Origin of the sequence: Streptomyces cellostaticus, from assembly GCF_023630175.1 — a bacterium.
GTDB classification, from domain to species: domain Bacteria; phylum Actinomycetota; class Actinomycetes; order Streptomycetales; family Streptomycetaceae; genus Streptomyces; species Streptomyces cellostaticus_A.
The window spans coordinates 45,765-62,354 of record NZ_JALLIN010000022.1; the positions used below are offsets into that span (position 1 = coordinate 45,765).

12 protein-coding genes are annotated in these 16,590 nt (G+C 73.1%); 5 read left to right on the forward strand and 7 right to left on the reverse strand.

The features are described 5' to 3' along the window. Nucleotides 1–91 precede the first annotated feature (91 nt). Both MXD57_RS15920 and MXD57_RS15925 read left to right on the forward strand, forming a co-directional pair. Nucleotides 92–4,342 carry a HAMP domain-containing protein gene (locus MXD57_RS15920; protein ID WP_250402095.1) on the forward strand — a complete coding sequence of 1,417 codons (4,251 nt, stop codon included), beginning with the start codon at nucleotides 92–94 and terminating at the stop codon, nucleotides 4,340–4,342. Between the two features lie 133 nt (nucleotides 4,343–4,475). Then, nucleotides 4,476–6,878 carry a SpoIIE family protein phosphatase gene (locus MXD57_RS15925; RefSeq protein WP_284505648.1) on the forward strand — a complete coding sequence of 801 codons (2,403 nt, stop codon included), beginning with the start codon at nucleotides 4,476–4,478 and terminating at the stop codon, nucleotides 6,876–6,878. A gap of 21 nt (nucleotides 6,879–6,899) precedes the next feature. On the opposite strand, the gene MXD57_RS15930 is transcribed toward MXD57_RS15925, so the two are convergent. The 4 genes from MXD57_RS15930 to mgrA form a co-directional block, all read right to left on the reverse strand. Next, nucleotides 6,900–7,352 carry an ATP-binding protein gene (locus tag MXD57_RS15930; RefSeq protein WP_250402097.1) on the reverse strand — a complete coding sequence of 151 codons (453 nt, stop codon included), beginning with the start codon at nucleotides 7,350–7,352 and terminating at the stop codon, nucleotides 6,900–6,902. Nucleotides 7,353–7,535: 183 nt separating this feature from the next. Continuing rightward, on the reverse strand, nucleotides 7,536–7,709 hold the full coding sequence (locus MXD57_RS15935; RefSeq protein ID WP_199209338.1) for a CsbD family protein: 174 nt from the start codon (nucleotides 7,707–7,709) through the stop codon (nucleotides 7,536–7,538). A gap of 428 nt (nucleotides 7,710–8,137) precedes the next feature. Continuing rightward, on the reverse strand, nucleotides 8,138–8,320 hold the full coding sequence (locus MXD57_RS15940) for a hypothetical protein (RefSeq protein ID WP_250402098.1): 183 nt from the start codon (nucleotides 8,318–8,320) through the stop codon (nucleotides 8,138–8,140). 101 nt (nucleotides 8,321–8,421) lie between these two features. Next, the gene (mgrA, locus tag MXD57_RS15945) at nucleotides 8,422–9,465 is read right to left on the reverse strand and encodes an L-glyceraldehyde 3-phosphate reductase (protein ID WP_250402099.1); all 1,044 of its coding nucleotides are present in this window, start codon (nucleotides 9,463–9,465) and stop codon (nucleotides 8,422–8,424) included. 509 nt (nucleotides 9,466–9,974) lie between these two features. Here mgrA and pgm point away from each other — a divergent pair. Next, nucleotides 9,975–11,615 carry a phosphoglucomutase (alpha-D-glucose-1,6-bisphosphate-dependent) gene (gene pgm / locus MXD57_RS15950; protein ID WP_250402100.1) on the forward strand — a complete coding sequence of 547 codons (1,641 nt, stop codon included), beginning with the start codon at nucleotides 9,975–9,977 and terminating at the stop codon, nucleotides 11,613–11,615. 61 nt (nucleotides 11,616–11,676) lie between these two features. Here the strand turns inward: pgm and MXD57_RS15955 are convergent, their stop codons facing one another. Together MXD57_RS15955 and MXD57_RS15960 are read right to left on the reverse strand one after the other, a co-directional pair. Next, on the reverse strand, nucleotides 11,677–12,600 hold the full coding sequence (locus tag MXD57_RS15955) for an SGNH/GDSL hydrolase family protein (RefSeq protein ID WP_250402101.1): 924 nt from the start codon (nucleotides 12,598–12,600) through the stop codon (nucleotides 11,677–11,679). 202 nt (nucleotides 12,601–12,802) lie between these two features. Further along, nucleotides 12,803–13,240 carry a DUF5133 domain-containing protein gene (locus MXD57_RS15960; protein WP_250402102.1) on the reverse strand — a complete coding sequence of 146 codons (438 nt, stop codon included), beginning with the start codon at nucleotides 13,238–13,240 and terminating at the stop codon, nucleotides 12,803–12,805. 360 nt (nucleotides 13,241–13,600) lie between these two features. Here MXD57_RS15960 and MXD57_RS15965 point away from each other — a divergent pair, with 360 nt between their 5' ends. Together MXD57_RS15965 and MXD57_RS15970 are read left to right on the forward strand one after the other, a co-directional pair. Continuing rightward, nucleotides 13,601–14,254, forward strand: coding sequence for a maltokinase N-terminal cap-like domain-containing protein (locus MXD57_RS15965; protein ID WP_250402103.1), 654 nt, complete (start codon nucleotides 13,601–13,603; stop codon nucleotides 14,252–14,254). Nucleotides 14,255–14,340: 86 nt separating this feature from the next. Then, nucleotides 14,341–15,192 carry a lysozyme gene (locus tag MXD57_RS15970; protein ID WP_250402104.1) on the forward strand — a complete coding sequence of 284 codons (852 nt, stop codon included), beginning with the start codon at nucleotides 14,341–14,343 and terminating at the stop codon, nucleotides 15,190–15,192. A gap of 226 nt (nucleotides 15,193–15,418) precedes the next feature. Here MXD57_RS15970 and MXD57_RS15975 read toward each other — a convergent pair whose 3' ends face one another. Further along, on the reverse strand, nucleotides 15,419–16,531 hold the full coding sequence (locus tag MXD57_RS15975) for an AI-2E family transporter (RefSeq protein ID WP_250402105.1): 1,113 nt from the start codon (nucleotides 16,529–16,531) through the stop codon (nucleotides 15,419–15,421). Nucleotides 16,532–16,590 lie beyond the last annotated feature (59 nt).

Genomic DNA, 16,590 nt, shown 5'->3' on the forward strand with positions numbered 1-16,590 from the left:
GCACACACCAAGGGCCGGGTCAGGCCGCGTGCCCGGCGGTGGTTCCGAGCCCTCTGCCCGAGGGCTCCTGGGGAGCGGAACGAGGGTGCACATGGCCGGCAAGGCGACGGGGACGACCGACGCGGTCCCGGGTGAACAGGAACTGAGACGGCTCCTCGCGGGGCTGACGGCGGTCCGTGACGGCGACTTCGGCACACGTCTGCCGGACGACTCCAGCGGCCTGATGGGCGACATCGCCACCGTCTTCAACGGCATGGTCGACCAGTTGTCGGTGTTCACCTCCGAAGTGACCCGGGTGGCCCGCGAGGTGGGCACCGAGGGCACCCTCGGCGGCCAGGCCGAGGTGCCGGGGGTCTCCGGTACCTGGGCCGACCTCACCGACTCGGTCAACGCGATGGCGGGCAACCTCACCACCCAGGTCCGCGACATCGCCCAGGTCGCCACCGCCGTCGCCAAGGGCGATCTGTCGCAGAAGATCGACGTGCCCGCGCGCGGTGAGATCCTCCAGCTCAAGGAGACCGTCAACACGATGGTCGACCAGCTCTCCGCGTTCGCGGACGAGGTGACCCGGGTGGCCCGGGAGGTCGGCACCGAGGGGCGGCTCGGGGGACAGGCCCAGGTGCCCGGGGTCGCCGGTGTCTGGCGCGACCTCACGGACTCGGTCAACTTCATGGCCGGCAACCTCACCGCGCAGGTCCGCAACGTCGCCCAGGTGACGACGGCGGTGGCGCAGGGCGACCTGTCGCAGAAGATCACGGTGGACGCCCGGGGCGAGATCCTGGAGCTGAAGAACACCATCAACACGATGGTGGACCAGCTCTCGGCGTTCGCGGACGAGGTGACCCGGGTGGCCCGGGAGGTCGGCACCGAGGGCCGGCTGGGCGGCCAGGCCGACGTCAAGGGCGTCAAGGGCACCTGGCGCGACCTCACGGACTCGGTCAACTTCATGGCCGGCAACCTCACCGCGCAGGTCCGCAACGTCGCCCAGGTGGCCACGGCGGTGGCGCAGGGCGACCTGTCGCAGAAGATCACGGTGGACGCCCGGGGCGAGATCCTGGAGCTGAAGAACACCATCAACACGATGGTGGACCAGCTCTCGGCCTTCGCCGACGAGGTGACCCGGGTGGCGCGCGAGGTCGGCACCGCCGGCAACCTCGGCGGACAGGCGACCGTGCGCGGGGTCTCGGGCACCTGGAAGGACCTCACCGACAACGTCAACGTGATGGCGTCCAACCTCACCGGTCAGGTCCGCTCCATCGCCCAGGTCGCCACGGCCGTCGCCAAGGGGGACCTGTCGCAGAAGATCACCGTCGAGGCCGAGGGCGAGGTCGCGGCGCTCGCCGACGTCATCAACACCATGGTCGACACGCTGTCCGCGTTCGCCGACGAGGTCACCCGGGTGGCCCGCGAGGTCGGCACCGAGGGCCGGCTCGGCGGGCAGGCCCACGTGCCCAACGTGGCCGGCACCTGGAAGGACCTCACCGACAACGTCAACTCCATGGCCAACAACCTCACCGGCCAGGTGCGCAACATCGCGCTGGTGACCACCGCCGTGGCCCGGGGCGACCTGTCCAAGAAGATCGACGTCGACGCGCGCGGCGAGATCCTCGAACTGAAGACGACCATCAACACGATGGTGGACCAGCTCTCGGCGTTCGCGGACGAGGTGACCCGGGTGGCCCGCGAGGTGGGCACCGAGGGCAGGCTCGGCGGACAGGCCGAGGTCGAAGGAGTCTCCGGCACCTGGAAGCGCCTGACGGAGAACGTCAACGAACTCGCCGGCAACCTCACCCGGCAGGTGCGCGCCATCGCCGACGTGGCGAGCGCCGTCGCCGAGGGCGACCTGACCCGGTCGGTCACCGTCGACGCCTCAGGCGAGGTCGCCGACCTCAAGGACAACATCAACTCCATGGTGGAGTCCCTGCGCGAGACCACCCTGGCCAACCAGGAACAGGACTGGCTCAAGACCAACCTCGCCCGTATCTCCGCCCTCATGCAGGGCCACCGCGACCTTCCCGTCGTCGCGGAACTGATCATGGACGAGCTGGTGCCCCAGGTCTCCGCCCAGTACGGCGCCTTCTACCTCGCCGAGGACGGCGAGAGCGGCCCCGAGCTGCGGCTCGTCGGCTCCTACGGCAGGCCGGAGGACGACGACCGGCCCGCCCGCATCCCGTTCGGCCGCTCCCTGGTCGGCCAGGCCGCACGCAGCCGCCGCACGATCGCCGTCGACGAGCTGCCGCCCGGCTACGTCACCATCTCCTCCGGGCTCGGACAGGTCGAACCCACCGCCCTGCTGCTGCTCCCCATCCTCTTCGAGGAGCAGGTCCTCGGCGTCATCGAGCTCGCCTCGGTCACCGCGTTCACCCCCGTCCAGCGGGACTTCCTGCAGCAGCTCGTGGACACCATCGGGGTCAACGTCAACACGATCGTCGCGAACGCCCGGACCGACGAACTGCTGGAGGAGTCCCAGCGCCTCACCAGCGAACTGCGCTCACGCTCCGCCGAGTTGCAGGCACGCCAGGAGGAGCTGCAGCAGTCCAACGCCGAACTGGAGGACAAGGCCTCCCTGCTGGCCGACCAGAACCGGGACATCGAGGCCAAGAACCTGCAGATCGAGCAGGCGCGACAGGAACTGGAGGCCCGCGCACAGCAGTTGTCGCTCGCCTCCCGCTACAAGTCCGAGTTCCTCGCCAACATGAGCCACGAGCTGCGCACCCCGCTCAACAGCCTGCTCATCCTCGCGCAGCTCCTGGCCCAGAACCCCTCCCGCAACCTCACCCCGAAGCAGGTCGAGTACGCGGGGATCATCCACTCCGCCGGCTCCGATCTGCTGCAGCTCATCAACGACATCCTCGACCTGTCCAAGGTCGAGGCCGGAAAGATGGACGTCAGCCCCGAGCGGGTCCCGCTGCGGCAGCTCATCGAGTACGTCGAGGCCACCTTCCGCCCGATGACCTCGCAGAAGAGCCTGGACTTCACCGTCACCACCGCGCCCGGCGCCCCCGCCGACCTGCTCACCGACGACTCCCGGCTGCGCCAGATCCTGCGCAACCTGCTCTCCAACGCGGTGAAGTTCACCGAGCAGGGCAGCGTGGAGCTGCGCATCGAACCCGCCCCCGGAGACGAGGTGCCCGAGGGCGTGGTGCGGGGCGCGACCATCGTGGCCTTCCGGGTGAAGGACACCGGCATCGGCATCCCCGAACAGCAGCGGGAGACCATCTTCGGCGCCTTCCAGCAGGCGGACGGCACCACCAGCCGCAAGTACGGCGGCACCGGCCTCGGCCTGTCCATCACCCGGGAGATCGCCCATCTCCTCGGCGGAGCCGTCACCGTGACCAGCACCCCCGGCAAGGGCAGCACCTTCACCCTCTTCCTGCCCGTCGCCCGCGTGGACTTCGAGGAGCTGCTGGGCAGCGCGCCGAAGCCGCCCGAGCTGTCGCCGGCCGGCACGGCGCCCGGAACCTCGGCCCTGGAGGGCGCGCCCCCGGCGTCCGCCAGGCGGGAACGCCCGCGCCGCCTGCTGGTGGTGGAGGAGCGTCCGCGCGGCCTGCTCACGCTCGTCGCCGAGAGCGTCGTCGGGGACCTCGGGCACGGCCGGGCCGAGGGCGCCACCGTGGACATCATCGCCGCGGTCGGCGCGCACGAGGCGGCCGGCGCCCTCGCCGCCGAACCCTGCCACTGCGTCGTCGTCGAACTCGGCGCGCCGGACGGGGAGTCGGCACGCTTCCTGCGGGCGCTGCGCGGTGACTCGGCTCTCGCGAGCGTCCCGGTCCTGGTGCACAGCTCGCACCGCACCGAGCATCTCGCCGAGGAACCCTCGGGCGGCTCGCTGGAGTACCTGTACAGCCTGGACGAGCTGCGCGAGCGGATCGCCCTGCACCTTTCGGCCGAGGAGCCCGGTGAGGTGCTGACCCTGGTCCGTGGCGAGGAGCCGCAGCTCACGGCACCCCAGCCGGTCGACGAGCGGACCCGCGGCCGTACGGTCCTCGTCGTCGACGACGACGCCCGCAACCTGTTCGCGCTCAGCGGCATCCTCGAACTGCACGGTTTCCGCGTGCTGCACGCGGAGAACGGCCGCAAGGGCATCGAGACGCTGACGAACAACCCGGACGTCGAACTCGTCCTGATGGACGTGATGATGCCCGAGATGGACGGCTACACCGCCACGGCCGAGATCCGCAGGATGCCCCGGTACGCCGAGCTTCCGGTCATCGCCGTGACCGCCAAGGCCATGCAGGGCGACCGGGAGAAGAGCCTCGCGTCCGGCGCCAGTGACTACGTCACCAAGCCGGTCGACACCCAGGACCTCATCGCCTGCGTCCGGCGCTGGCTGCCCGCATGAGGACGCACGCCATGACCGCAGGCCGAGGAGCAGGTGACCGGTGAACGACCACGAACCGCTGTCCGGGGCGACCGCCCCGGACCCGGGCCCGCCCGGTGCCGGCCCGCCCGCCGTACCCGGCCCGCCCGGGGCCCTGGAGGCGCCGGGTCGGCCGAAGAGCGCGGCGCCCCACGGGGCACCGCAGGAGGGCGACCCGTCCGGGGCGCCGGCCACCTCGCTGGTGGGCAGGCTCGCCGCCACCGTCGAGCGGCTGCGCGGCGAGGTGCGGGCGGCGCAGGCCGAGGCCGAGGGCCGGGCGCTGCTGGAACTGGCCAAGGGCATCCTGGTCGAGCGCCTCGGCTGCGGACCGGCCCAGGCCGCCCGCCAGCTCGCCGAACTGACCGAGCAGGCCCGGGTGACCCCGCTGGAGTTCGCGGTCGAGGTCATCAACCAGGCCGCCCGGGACCGGGTGTCGGAGGTCGCCAAGGCCTTCCTCGCCGCCACCGCGGACCCCGCCGGGCAGGACGAGGACTCCGCCGCCGTGCGGCTGCGCGCCGCCGAGAGCGGTGTCCTCGCCGCCCCCGACACCCAGGCGGTGGCCGACTCGCTGCTCCAGCACGCCCTGCGGCCGCTCGGCGCGGTGGCCGTCGCGGTCTGGGCCGCCGGCTCCGACGGTTCGCTGACCCTCGCGGGCAGCGCGGGGTTCGCGCAGGCCGAGGCGGAGCGCTGGCGCTACGTCCCGCCGGACGTGGCCACCGTGGCCCGGCGCGGCCTGACCGAGCGGGACGGCCAGTGGCTGGCGTCCCTCGCCGAGTCCGGGCTGCCCACCATCGGCCGCCGTGACTTCGCGGAGGGCGCCCGGGCCGCCGTACCGGCCGGCGTGGGCGGCCGCATCCACGGCGTCCTGGAGATCGCCTGGCCGGGTCCCGAGGGCCCGCAGCCGCCCCAGGTGGTCCGTCAGGTCGAGGCGCTCGCCGAGCTGTGCGCGCACACCCTGGAGTCGCATCCGCTGCTGCCGGGGGCCCGGGAGACCCGGGTGCTGCCGGACGCGGTGGAACTGATGGACCTCGCGGACGGACTGCACGACCCGGCCCTGGTCCTGGTGCCGCACCTCGACGACAGCGGGCAGCTCGTCGACTTCCGCATCCAGCACGTCAACGGTCGCTTCCTCGATCCGGCGGGCCGGCCGCGGGCCGTGGTCGGCGGCGCCCTGCTGCTGGAGGCCTACCCGATGGCCGCCGGGACCAACGAGCTGTTCCAGCGGGTGGAGCGGGTCTACGCCACCGGAGAGCCCTTCCGCGCGCACCGCATGCGGCTCACCGCCCTGGTCGACCAGGTACCGCTGTCCGCGGTCGCGGACATCAGCATCAGCCGGCACGGCTCCAGCGTGCTGCTGATCTGGCGGATCGAGGACGAGGCGGCCCGGCTGGCCAGCCTGCTCCAGCACGCTCAGCGGCTCGGCCGCATCGGCGGCTTCGAGGAGAACCTGCTGACCGCCGAGATCACCTGGAACGGGCAGCTCTTCGACCTGTACGGCCGGCCGCCCACCAGCCCTCCGGTGCCGCTGGAGGACCTGGCCGCGCACGCGCACCCCGACGACGCCGTCGGCATCGGCCGGTTCCTGCGCACCCTGGTGCACCACCGGCGCCCGGCCTCCGTCGCCTTCCGGCTGCAGCGGCCGGAGGGGGTGACCCGGCATGTGCGGGTGGTGGCCGAACCGGTCCTGGACACCGACGGTCAACTGCTCGTCGTCCGCGGCGCCTACCAGGACATCTCCGCCCAGCACTGGACGGAGGTCGCCCTGTCCGCGACCCGTGACCAGCTCGCCCACACCGAGCAGCAGGCCGACGAGCGCAACCGTCTGGCGCTGCAGCTCCAGCACGCCATCATGCCGCCGACGCAGTCCCCTCTCGAGGTGCCCGACCTGCAGGTGGCCGTGCGGTACCGGCCCGCCGAGACGGAGCAGCTGGTCGGTGGCGACTGGTACGACGCGGTGGTGCTGCCCTCGGGCCTCGTCCTGCTGTGCGTGGGGGACGTCGCCGGGCACGGGATAGAGGCGGCGACCAGCATGGTCGTCCTGCGCAACGCCCTGCGCGGTCTGGCCGTGACGGGCGCCGGGCCGGCGCAGCTGCTGTCCTGGCTGAACATCGTCGCCCACCATCTGACCGGTGCCGTCACCGCCACCGCGGTGTGCGGTCTCTACGACGGCGAGCGGCGTACCCTGCGCTGGGCCCGGGCGGGACATCTCCCGCCGGTCCTGGTCCGGGACACCGAGGCCACCGCCCTGCCCACGCTCAAGGGGCTGCTGCTGGGCGCCGTACCGGAGGCCGAGTACGAGGAGACGGAGGTCCAGCTCGCGGCCGGGGACACCCTGCTGATGTACACCGACGGCCTGATCGAGCGGCGGGACCGCTCCGTGCAGGAGTCCCTGTCGCACCTGCTGTCCATGGCGCGCTCCGCGCCCTGCGGCCTGGACCAGCACCTGGACCGGCTGCTCACGCACAGCAGGTCCGACACCGACGACGACACCTGCATCGTGGGGATCAGGCTGGCCTGATCCCGGCGGCCGGGCCGGGCGTCACCCGGCCCGGCCGCCGGAGTGCAGGGCGACGGTGGCGGTGACGCGCTTGCCGTGCGGCAGCGGGGCGACCTCCAGGCCGCCGCTGAGCATGTTCACCAGCAGCAGCCCGTGGCCCCCCACGCGCGCCGGGTCGGGCGGGGGCTGCCGGGGCAGTTCCGGGGACGTGTCGACGACCGTGATGCTCAGCGCGGTGGCGTCGGGCGACAGCTCCAGCCGCAGCGCGCACGGGCCGGGAGCGTGTTTGACGGCGTTGGTGACGAGCTCGCTCGCGACGAGCTTGGCATCCTGGACCGCGCGCCCGCCCGGTGCGGGCAGCGCCTGTGCCAGGAGGACGCCGACCGCGTCCCTCGCCTCGGCGATGCGGGGCGCGCCCCGATCCCAGGTGCGGCTGTGCCGCAGCGGCCCGGGGCGGGTCTGCGTGGCCGTGTGCGTCGACAGTCGGATGTCCATACCTCGTTGCCCTCTTCCTCCGGGGTCGGGGTCCCTTCCTGATCGGGGAGGCTCGTGCCGTCCCTGTCGCGCATACCCGTGGGAGGGTCGATCAAGCACACGCGAACCGGGGCAGGCCGCGGAAATCGCTGCGAGCGATCCCTGCGGCCTGCCCCGGCGGCGGTTTCCCGGGTTCGGCGCCCGTCAGTGCTTGAAGGCGTCCTTGCCCTTCTCCTTGGCCTGTCGGGCGTCGCCCCGCGCGCCCTCCATGCGGCCCTCCGCCTCCATGCGCTCGTTTCCGACGGCGCGGCCCACGGCCTCCTTGGCCTTGCCCTTGGCCTGCTCCGCCTTGGCCTTTGCCTTCTGGTTGCCTGCCATGGGGTAGTCACATCCCAACGTCGTTCCGAAGTGCGGTCGCCATCCGGTTTGCCACTCTGCGCGGGTCCAAACACCCCGCCCCCGCGCCGCGGCCTCCCGCCGCACGGGTTCTCGCGGCCGCTCCTCCTCCGCCGCCGGATTCACGGGCCGGCCCGCCCCGCGGATCCGGCCCGCCCCGCGGGTCCGGCGCGCCCCGCCCCGGACGGCTCGTGCCCGCCGGCGCCCGGGTCGGGAGCGGCCGGCCGTGTCCTGGTCGTGCGGTACGCGTTCGGCGTCCCCGGTGAGTGCCGTGCCACCCGCGTCCGGCCGGGTGGCCGGTGCCGTACGGCGGCCGCCCGGGGCGGTGAGCCGGCGGGCGGCCGGTTCCGTGCGGCGGGTGGTGAGGCGGCGCCTAGGGCGACCGGGATCGAATCCCGGCCCAGGCGGCACTAGAAGACGGAGCCGGGGCCGCCCTCGCCGTCGTGCGGGTCGGGCTGGCAGGTGCGGCACAGTTCGTGTTCACCGTCACGGGTGACGACGGTTCCCCAGCCGAGGCAGTGCGCGCAGTGACGAGCGAGGCCGAGGTCGGGGTGGGGCGGCGGGAAGGGGCTGTGGTGGGCTCCGTAAGCCATACGGGGAGCGGCTCCTCGAGTCGCGGTCGCGGTCCGAATGACTTCCATTATGTCCGACTTTTTCCTTATGTCCACACTTTCGTGTCACTCAGTGCCATGTATCACCCGAGAGTGCCCTGGCGCGCCTCCCGCCACAGGTCCACACCGCCGTCGGTGGCCAGCTTGTCGATCTCGGCCAGCTCCTCGGCGGTGAACTCGAGGTTCTCCAGCGCGGCGACGTTCTGCTCGAGCTGCTCCGTGCGCGAGGCACCGATGACCAGCGAGGTGACCCGCTCGTCACGCAGTGCCCAGGCCAGCGCGAGCTGCGCGAGACTCTGCCCGCGGCGCGCGGCGACGTCGTTCAGGGCGCGCAGCCGGTTCCGCATGTCCTCGGTCAGCCAGGCCGGGTCGAAGGACTTGCCCGCAGCGGCCCGCGAGTCCCCGGGCACGCCCTCCAGGTAGCGGCCGGTGAGCAGCCCCTGGGCGAGCGCCGTGAAACCGATGACGCCGAAACCCTCCTCCTCGGCCGTGTCCAGCAGGCCGTCGGTCTCGATCCAGCGGTTGAGCATGCTGTACGACGGCTGGTGGATCAGCAGCGGCGTGCCCAGTTCGCGCAGGATGGCCGCGGCCTGCCGGGTGCGCTCCGCGTCGTAGGAGGAGATGCCGACGTACAGCGCCTTGCCCTGGCGGACGGCGGTGTCCAGCGCGCCCATCGTCTCCTCCAGCGGCGTGGTCGCGTCCAGCCGGTGCGAGTAGAAGACGTCCACGTAGTCCACGCCCATGCGCCGCAGCGACTGGTCCAGCGAGGCCAGCACGTACTTGCGGGAACCACCGCCCTGTCCGTAGGGGCCGGGCCACATGTCCCAGCCCGCCTTGGTGGAGATCACCAGCTCGTCCCGGTAGGGCGCGAGGTCGCTTCGCAGCAGCCGGCCGAAGTTGATCTCGGCGGCGCCGTACGGCGGGCCGTAGTTGTTGGCCAGGTCGTGGTGGGTGATCCCGAGGTCGAAGGCGCGCAGCGCGATCTCGCGCTGGGTCTCGAACGGCCGGTCGTCGCCGAAGTTGTGCCAGTAGCCCAGGGACAGGAGCGGGAGGTCCAGTCCCGAGCGGCCGGTGCGCCGGTAGCGCATGGTGCCGTCGTAGCGAGCGGGGTCCGCGACGTGGTTCATCGGGTCGTCTCCGGGTGGTGCCGTAGGGGTGCCCTTCGTGTGCGAGAGGGCACTTCCCACCCTGCGCCTCCATGATTCGTAAGTCCAACCACCACCTGTCATGGCATTGAGCGGTCCGGTTTCTGAATCGGTGCCGCGCCGGGCACCGGTCGGGGCCGCGATCACTCCGCTGTGTGGCGAGTGCGAGGCAGGGCGGCCCAGGTGCCGATCGACGGCTCGCGGCCGATGGCCGGTTCGCAGGAGGAGCGGCGGGGGCTGATCACCACCTCGAAGCAACCGTACGCGGTCGCGCGGGAGCGGGCCGGGCCGCCGGGGCCGCCCGTCGGCCCGTCGGTCCGGCGGAGCGCACCGCCCGATCCGGCGCGCGTCGCTCCGGGCGGGTCCGCGGGCCGCAGCGACCGGCCCCGGCGGCCCGGCGAGGAGGGGCCCGGCGTACTCGCACGCCGGGCCCTCGACGGGGAAGGATGGGCTCCGAGCGATCGATCACACCGATGCGGAGGAGCGGACTCATGCCGCACGAGCGAGCGGGACGGCCGGCCGGACCCGAGGACCTCATCGACGTGGCCCGGCTGGTCACGGCGTACTACGCGCTGCGCCCCGACCCGGCCGACCCCGGCCAGCGGGTGGCGTTCGGCACCTCGGGACATCGGGGTTCGTCCCTGGCGGGCGCCTTCAACGAGGACCACATCGCCGCCACCAGCCAGGCCATCTGCGAGTACCGCGCGGCACAGGGCGTGGACGGGCCGCTGTTCCTGGGCGCCGACACGCACGCCCTGTCCGAGCCGGCCAGGGTCACCGCGCTGGAGGTGTTCGCGGCCAACGACGTGACCGTGCTCGTCGACAGCGCGGACGGCTACACCCCGACGCCGGCCGTCTCGCACGCCATCCTCACCCACAACCGGGGCCGCGGCACCCGTCTCGCCGACGGTGTCGTCGTCACCCCGTCGCACAACCCGCCCGCCGACGGCGGCTTCAAGTACAACCCGCCCAGCGGCGGCCCGGCGGCCTCGGACGCGACGTCCTGGATCCAGGACCGCGCCAACCAGATCATCACGGGCGGCCTGAAGGAGGTGCGGCGGCTGCCGTACGCCCGCGCGCTCGCCGCCGGTACCACGCGGCGCTACGACTTCCTCGGCACCTACGTCGGCGACCTGCCCGCCGTCCTGGACCTCGACGCGATCCGCGCGGCCGGGGTGCGCATCGGCGCCGACCCGCTCGGCGGTGCGTCCGTCGCCTACTGGGGCCGGATCGCCGAGCAGCACCGCCTCGACCTGACCGTGGTCAACCCGCACACCGACCCCACCTGGCGGTTCATGACCCTGGACTGGGACGGCAGGATCCGCATGGACTGCTCGTCGCCGTACGCGATGGCCTCGCTGATCGAGCAGCGCGACCGGTTCCGCATCGCCACCGGCAACGACGCCGACGCCGACCGGCACGGCATCGTCACCCCGGACGCGGGCCTGATGAACCCCAACCACTACCTCGCCGTCGCCATCTCCTACCTCTACCGGCACCGCGAGCAGTGGCCGGCCGGCACCGGCATCGGCAAGACCCTGGTCTCGTCGACGATGATCGACCGGGTCGCCGCCGACCTGGACCGGCACCTGGTCGAGGTTCCGGTCGGGTTCAAGTGGTTCGTGGACGGACTCGCCGGCGGCACCATCGGGTTCGGCGGCGAGGAGTCGGCCGGGGCGTCCTTCCTGCGCCGGGACGGCTCGGTGTGGACCACCGACAAGGACGGGATCCTGCTGGCCCTGCTCGCCTCCGAGATCACGGCGGTCACCGACCGGACGCCGTCGGAACACTACGCGGAGCTGACCGCCCGCTTCGGCGAACCCGCCTACGCCCGCATCGACGCCCCGGCGACCCGTGAGCAGAAGGCACTGCTCGCCAAGCTGTCCCCGGCCCAGGTCACCGCGGACACCCTGGCCGGCGAGGCGGTCACCGCGGTGCTCACCGAGGCGCCCGGCAACGGCGCCGCCATCGGGGGGATCAAGGTCACCACCGCCAACGCCTGGTTCGCGGCCCGCCCTTCGGGCACCGAGGACGTCTACAAGGTCTACGCCGAGTCCTTCCTCGGCCCCGACCACCTGGCCCGGGTGCAGGAGGAGGCCAAGGGCGTGGTCCGGGCCGCGCTCGGCGGCTGATCCCGGCCGACCGCGCGACCGGCCCCGGCGCACCCGTGCCGGGGCCATCCGCGCGCGGTGCTCAGCCGCGCCCGCGCCCGTGCCCGTGGTCCAGCCGGTCCCGCACGGCCCGCGCCATGGCGTCCTCGCCGCGTGCGTTGGGGTGTGCGGGGGCCGCCGGCGCGGCCGGCTGGAGCGGCTCGATCCAGCGGTCGGCGGGCGCCTTGCACATGTCGTGGCCCACCGTGGGCCCGTAGGTGTCGGCGTAGTCGACCCGGTTCCACGCGGCGACCGTGCGCAGCATCAGGTTCAGCCGCTTCTCGGTGTCCCGGAGATAGGGGAAGTCCTTCGCCGCGAACGGAACCGCCGGGAAGCAGCCGACGCCGTCCTCGGGGAGCAGGTCCGGATAGCCGACGAGGAGGACCCGCGCGTGCGGCGCGCGCCGGTGCACGGCCCGCAGCACCCGGTCGACCTTCGGCGCGGTGCGCAGGACGGCGAGGGCCAACTGGTCGTAGCCGCCCCCCTTGTAGAAGCGTTCGCAGGGATTCCCGGCCGGCTCCTGGGCGCCGAGACGGGCGCAGGTGCTGATGATGGAGCCGAATCCGACGTCGTTGCCGCCGATCTGGACCGTCACCAGGTCGGTGCTGCGGTCCAGCGCGTCGAGCTGGGCCGCGTTGCCGCCCTGGGCCTGCCACATCTCCTTCGTCGTCGCCCCGGCGCAGCTCACGTCCTTGAACGCGCTCGCTCCGCGCCACGACGCAAGCAGCGAGGGGTAGTTGTGGTCGGAGCGGGCGCATTCGGCGTCCACCTGAGCCGGGATGAGCGGGCCCGAGGTGTACGAGTCCCCGAGGGAGACGTACCTGAGCCCGTGGCCGTGTCCGGCGGGGTGGGCGGTGGCGGGCACCGTGGCGGCGGCGACGAGGGCGCAGCCCCCGAGTGCCGTCCCCAGTACGGCGGTCCCCCGCCGGCCTCTCGCCCCGCCGGCCGCGCGCGTGTCGTTCGCCATGGTTCCTCCCCCGGAAGCTGGGCACACGGACGGCCCGAGCGGCGGTCCGTTTTTCAACTGGGCCTGTATACCGCCCGGTAGGTCGCGTGGGCCATAACCGGGAAGGAACTCGTGGGAAGGAACGACAAGAGGGAGGGAAGGCGTGAGGCCGGCCGGGGGAGCGGCCGGCAGGATCGCGTGTGCCGCCCGGACGGGCTCGCCGTCAGACGCCCGCCGCCGGTCCGGACAGGGCGGCCGAGTCCGGCGCGGCGGCCGGCTCCAGCACGGCAGCCGTTCCCCCCGGGGTGGCGGGGTCCAGCAGGGGAGAGGCCTCCCGCGCGGAAGCCTGCCCCACCGAGGGGGCGGGACCCGGCACCGGAGACGCCTCCAGAAGCGAAGACGCCTCCCGCACGGGGGCGGGGTCCAGCACGGCGGTCGGCCCCAGCAGCGAGTCGTCCTCGGGGCGCGCCCCGGACAGCCGGTGACGGGCGGCGATCAGCGCCATGTCGACGTCCTTGGTACCCGTGGCGACGCACAGCGAGTAGGCGATGTCCGCAAGCCGCTGCCGGGCCTGCGGGGTGCTCTCCTCCGCTCCGAGCAGTGTGAGGGTCTCGTACTGGGCGATCAGGTCCTTCAGTACCGCGGGGTGTGCCATCAGCATGAGATCCGCCTTTCCGGTGCGAAGCCGAGTTCGATCAAGTCGAGAGCCGACTACCCGCGCCCCGGCCCCGCATGTCCCCCGATCGGCCGCGGGCCCGATCCGTCCGGCGCTCCTCCTCCGAGGGCTGTCCCACGATCCCCGGCGGGCGCACGACGGCAGCCGCGGCACGTCGCCGTGTCGCCGGACCGCCCGGATGTGCCCGGCCCCCGACGACCCTCCGCCTTCGGCGCACCGCGTCCGCGCCGTGCGCCGATCCACCGGGGGCCACGGGACAGCACCCGGGCGGAGCCGATCATGAGGTCCTCCGCGTGTGAAAGGCTGGCAAGGCTCATGTCCCCGCGTCCCAGGAGGAGTTGACGCATGGCCGTCATCCACCGCACCACCCTCACACCGACCAAGCTGGAACTGCTGGCCCGGTGGCTGCCCACCCGCCCCTGGTACCGCGGGGGACCAGTGCCCGAACCGCGGAAGTCCGGCGGCTTCCGGCTCGACGATCCGGCGGGCGAGGTCGGGATCGAGTTCATGGTGACCACCGACACCTCCGGCCCCGAGCCGGTCGCCTACCTGGTCCCGCTCACCTACCGCGGAGCCCCGCTGGCCGGTGCCGAGCACGCGCTGATCGGCACCTGCGAGCACGGCGTGCTGGGCAAGCGCTGGGTCTACGACGGCTGCCACGACCCGGTACTGGTCACCGAACTGCTCGCCCTGATCGAGGGCCGCGCCGGGGCCGTGGCGCAGAGCGTCACCGACACACCCGACCGGGAGGTGACCCGCGCCTACACCGGCGAGCCCTTCCCCCGGGACGCGTGCGTCCCGCGCCCGGCCGACGACGAGCACGGCACCCACCTGCCCGCGCCGCACGGCACGACCCTCCATGTGCACCGCGTCCCGGTCCCCGCCGCCGGGGACCCGGCGCTGCCCGGCGGGGATCCGCTCGGCCATGTCGCGGGCGGCTGGCCGGGTCCGCACGGCACCCGCCTCAACGCCGTCCTCATCACCCTGGGCACCCGCTGAACGCCACACCCGCATGGCCCAATGTCCGGCCGGGGTGACACCACACGGCCGTATCCGGCGTGCGGTGCGGTCCGACCCCGGGTCAGATGGATCCCGTGCGAAGCCATATAACCCTTCATCGCCGCCGCTCACGCTGGTCCGTCACCGGCGTTCTGACCGGCCTCCTGCTGTCCCTGACGACACCCGCGGCCGTGCCGGCGCCGGCCGGCGGGTCCGTGCCCGAGCGCGGCAGCGCCTACATGGGCATCGGCGTACTGACCCACGACGGCGCCGGCCCCACGGACGAGTTCACGCCGACGGCCCCCCGGACGACCCAGACCGAAGGGGTGGACGTCGCCAGCTACCAGGGCAACGTCGCCTGGCCGACGCTGTGGAGCAGCGGCGTCCGCTGGGCCTACACCAAGGCCTCCGAGGGGACGTACTACACGAACCCCTACTTCACGCAGCAGTACAACGGGTCCCGTGACGTCGGCATGATCCGCGGCGCGTACCACTTCGCGACGCCCGACACCACCACCGGCACCACCCAGGCCGACTACTTCGTCGACCACGGCGGCGGATGGTCCAAGGACGGCAGGACGCTGCCCGGTGTGCTGGACATCGAGTGGAACCCGTACGGCGACGACTGCTACGGAAAGTCGCACAGCGGGATGGTCACCTGGATCCGCGACTTCCTGGACCGCTACAAGGCCCGCACCGGCCGCCACGCCGTCATCTACACCGCCACGAGCTGGTGGACCCAGTGCACCGGCAACTACGGCGGCTTCGCCGCGAACAACCCCCTCTGGGTCGCCCGTTACGCCTCCTCGGCGGGGACGCTGCCCGCGGGCTGGTCGGCGTACACGATGTGGCAGTACACCTCCACCGGTCCGACGGTCGGCGATCACGACCGGTTCGACGGAGCCCTGGACAAGGTCGTCGCGTTCGCGAACGGCTGACGTGCCGGCTGCGGGCGGGGTCCCGGCCGCAGCCGGCGTCAGGACGGGACGGCCAGGTGCCCGGTCCTCCACCGGTCCCTGTCGCCCGGGGCGCGACGGACGCCACCGGCGCCACCGGCGCCGCCGGCCTGCCGGCCGGCGGCGCCCTGCGGCGCATCGCCTCTGTTCCACGCGCGACGCGCACCGGGTGCCGTCGCCGCGGGTGCGCATGCCCCGTCCGTCACGCTCAGGGCGGAGCCGGGCGCAGCGCACGCACCACCGCCCAGATCACCGAGACGAACGGGACGGCCACGACCGCCCCGATCACCCCGGCCACGATGCTGCCCGCGATGACCGACACGGCGACGACGAGCGGATGCAGGCGGACCGCCCAGCTCAGCACCAGCGGATGCAGCACATGACCCTCGAGCTGGCCGATGACGACGATGAGCACCAGCACGGCCAGGGCCGTCAGCGGCCCGCGCCCGGCGAGGGCCACCACGGTGGCCACCCCGAGCGCCACCGGCGAGCCGACCAGGGGCACGAACGCGGCGAAGAACTCCAGCAGCGTCAGGGGCAGTGCCAGCGGTACCCGCAGCACGAGCAGGGCGATGCCGACGAGTACGGCGTTGGTGGCCGCGACGATGATGATCCCCCGGGTGTACCCGGCGAACGTCCGCCACGCCGTGCTCCCCGCCCGGTCCCAGGCCGCGCGGGCGCCGCCCGGCAGGAGCTGGTCGCGCGCCCAGGCCCACAGGCGCTCACCGGAGTGGATGAAGAAGACCGAGGCGAAGAGCGCGAGCGCGCCGCCGGTGACCAGTTCCACCACCCTGCCGAGCTGCGTGACCGCGCTGCTGAGCAGTCTGGACCGGTGGGCGTCGATGTAGTCCGTCACCTGGTTCTCCAGGGCGGAGAGCCGGCCCGGGCTGAGCCGGAGCGGCGGACGCTGCAGCCACAGTTCGATCCGGTGCACCCCGCCGCGGAACTCACCCACCAGCGTGGCCGATTCGCTCGCCACGGCATTGCCGACGAGGGCGAACAGGGTGAGCAGCAGCAGCGAACTGCCGAGCAGGGCGACGGCGACGCTCAGTGGCCGGGGCAGGGCGCGGTCGAGCAGATCGGCGAGCGGGCGCAGGACCGAGGTGACGATGAGGGCGACGAACAGCGCCACGGCGATGAGCTGGAAGCGGCCGAGCACGGTGAAGACGCCGTACACCACGACGCCGACCAGGATGAGCCGCCAGGCGTAGGCCGCGGTGATCCGCAGCCAGGGCATGATCCGCGCCGTCACCGCCGCGTCGGTGGCGGGCGTGGCGCGCGCCGGGAGCCGCACCGGGTGCGCGGGCCGGCTGCCCAGCACCGTCCCACGCGTCCGGTGCCCCCGGCCCGTCCGCCGTCCCGGACCGCCCACCCGGCCTC

Excerpts from the sequence above, each read along its gene's own strand:
- MXD57_RS15920 (WP_250402095.1), top strand. The coding sequence starts at position 92 with ATGGCCGGCAAGGCGACGGGGACGACCGACGCGGTCCCGGGTGAACAG.
- MXD57_RS15930 (WP_250402097.1), bottom strand. The coding sequence starts at position 7,352 with ATGGACATCCGACTGTCGACGCACACGGCCACGCAGACCCGCCCCGGG.
- MXD57_RS15935 (WP_199209338.1), bottom strand. The coding sequence starts at position 7,709 with ATGGCAGGCAACCAGAAGGCAAAGGCCAAGGCGGAGCAGGCCAAGGGC.
- MXD57_RS15940 (WP_250402098.1), bottom strand. The coding sequence starts at position 8,320 with ATGGCTTACGGAGCCCACCACAGCCCCTTCCCGCCGCCCCACCCCGAC.
- mgrA (WP_250402099.1), bottom strand. The coding sequence starts at position 9,465 with ATGAACCACGTCGCGGACCCCGCTCGCTACGACGGCACCATGCGCTAC.
- pgm (WP_250402100.1), top strand. The coding sequence starts at position 9,975 with ATGCCGCACGAGCGAGCGGGACGGCCGGCCGGACCCGAGGACCTCATC.
- MXD57_RS15955 (WP_250402101.1), bottom strand. The coding sequence starts at position 12,600 with ATGGCGAACGACACGCGCGCGGCCGGCGGGGCGAGAGGCCGGCGGGGG.
- MXD57_RS15960 (WP_250402102.1), bottom strand. The coding sequence starts at position 13,240 with ATGCTGATGGCACACCCCGCGGTACTGAAGGACCTGATCGCCCAGTAC.
- MXD57_RS15965 (WP_250402103.1), top strand. The coding sequence starts at position 13,601 with ATGGCCGTCATCCACCGCACCACCCTCACACCGACCAAGCTGGAACTG.
- MXD57_RS15970 (WP_250402104.1), top strand. The coding sequence starts at position 14,341 with ATGGATCCCGTGCGAAGCCATATAACCCTTCATCGCCGCCGCTCACGC.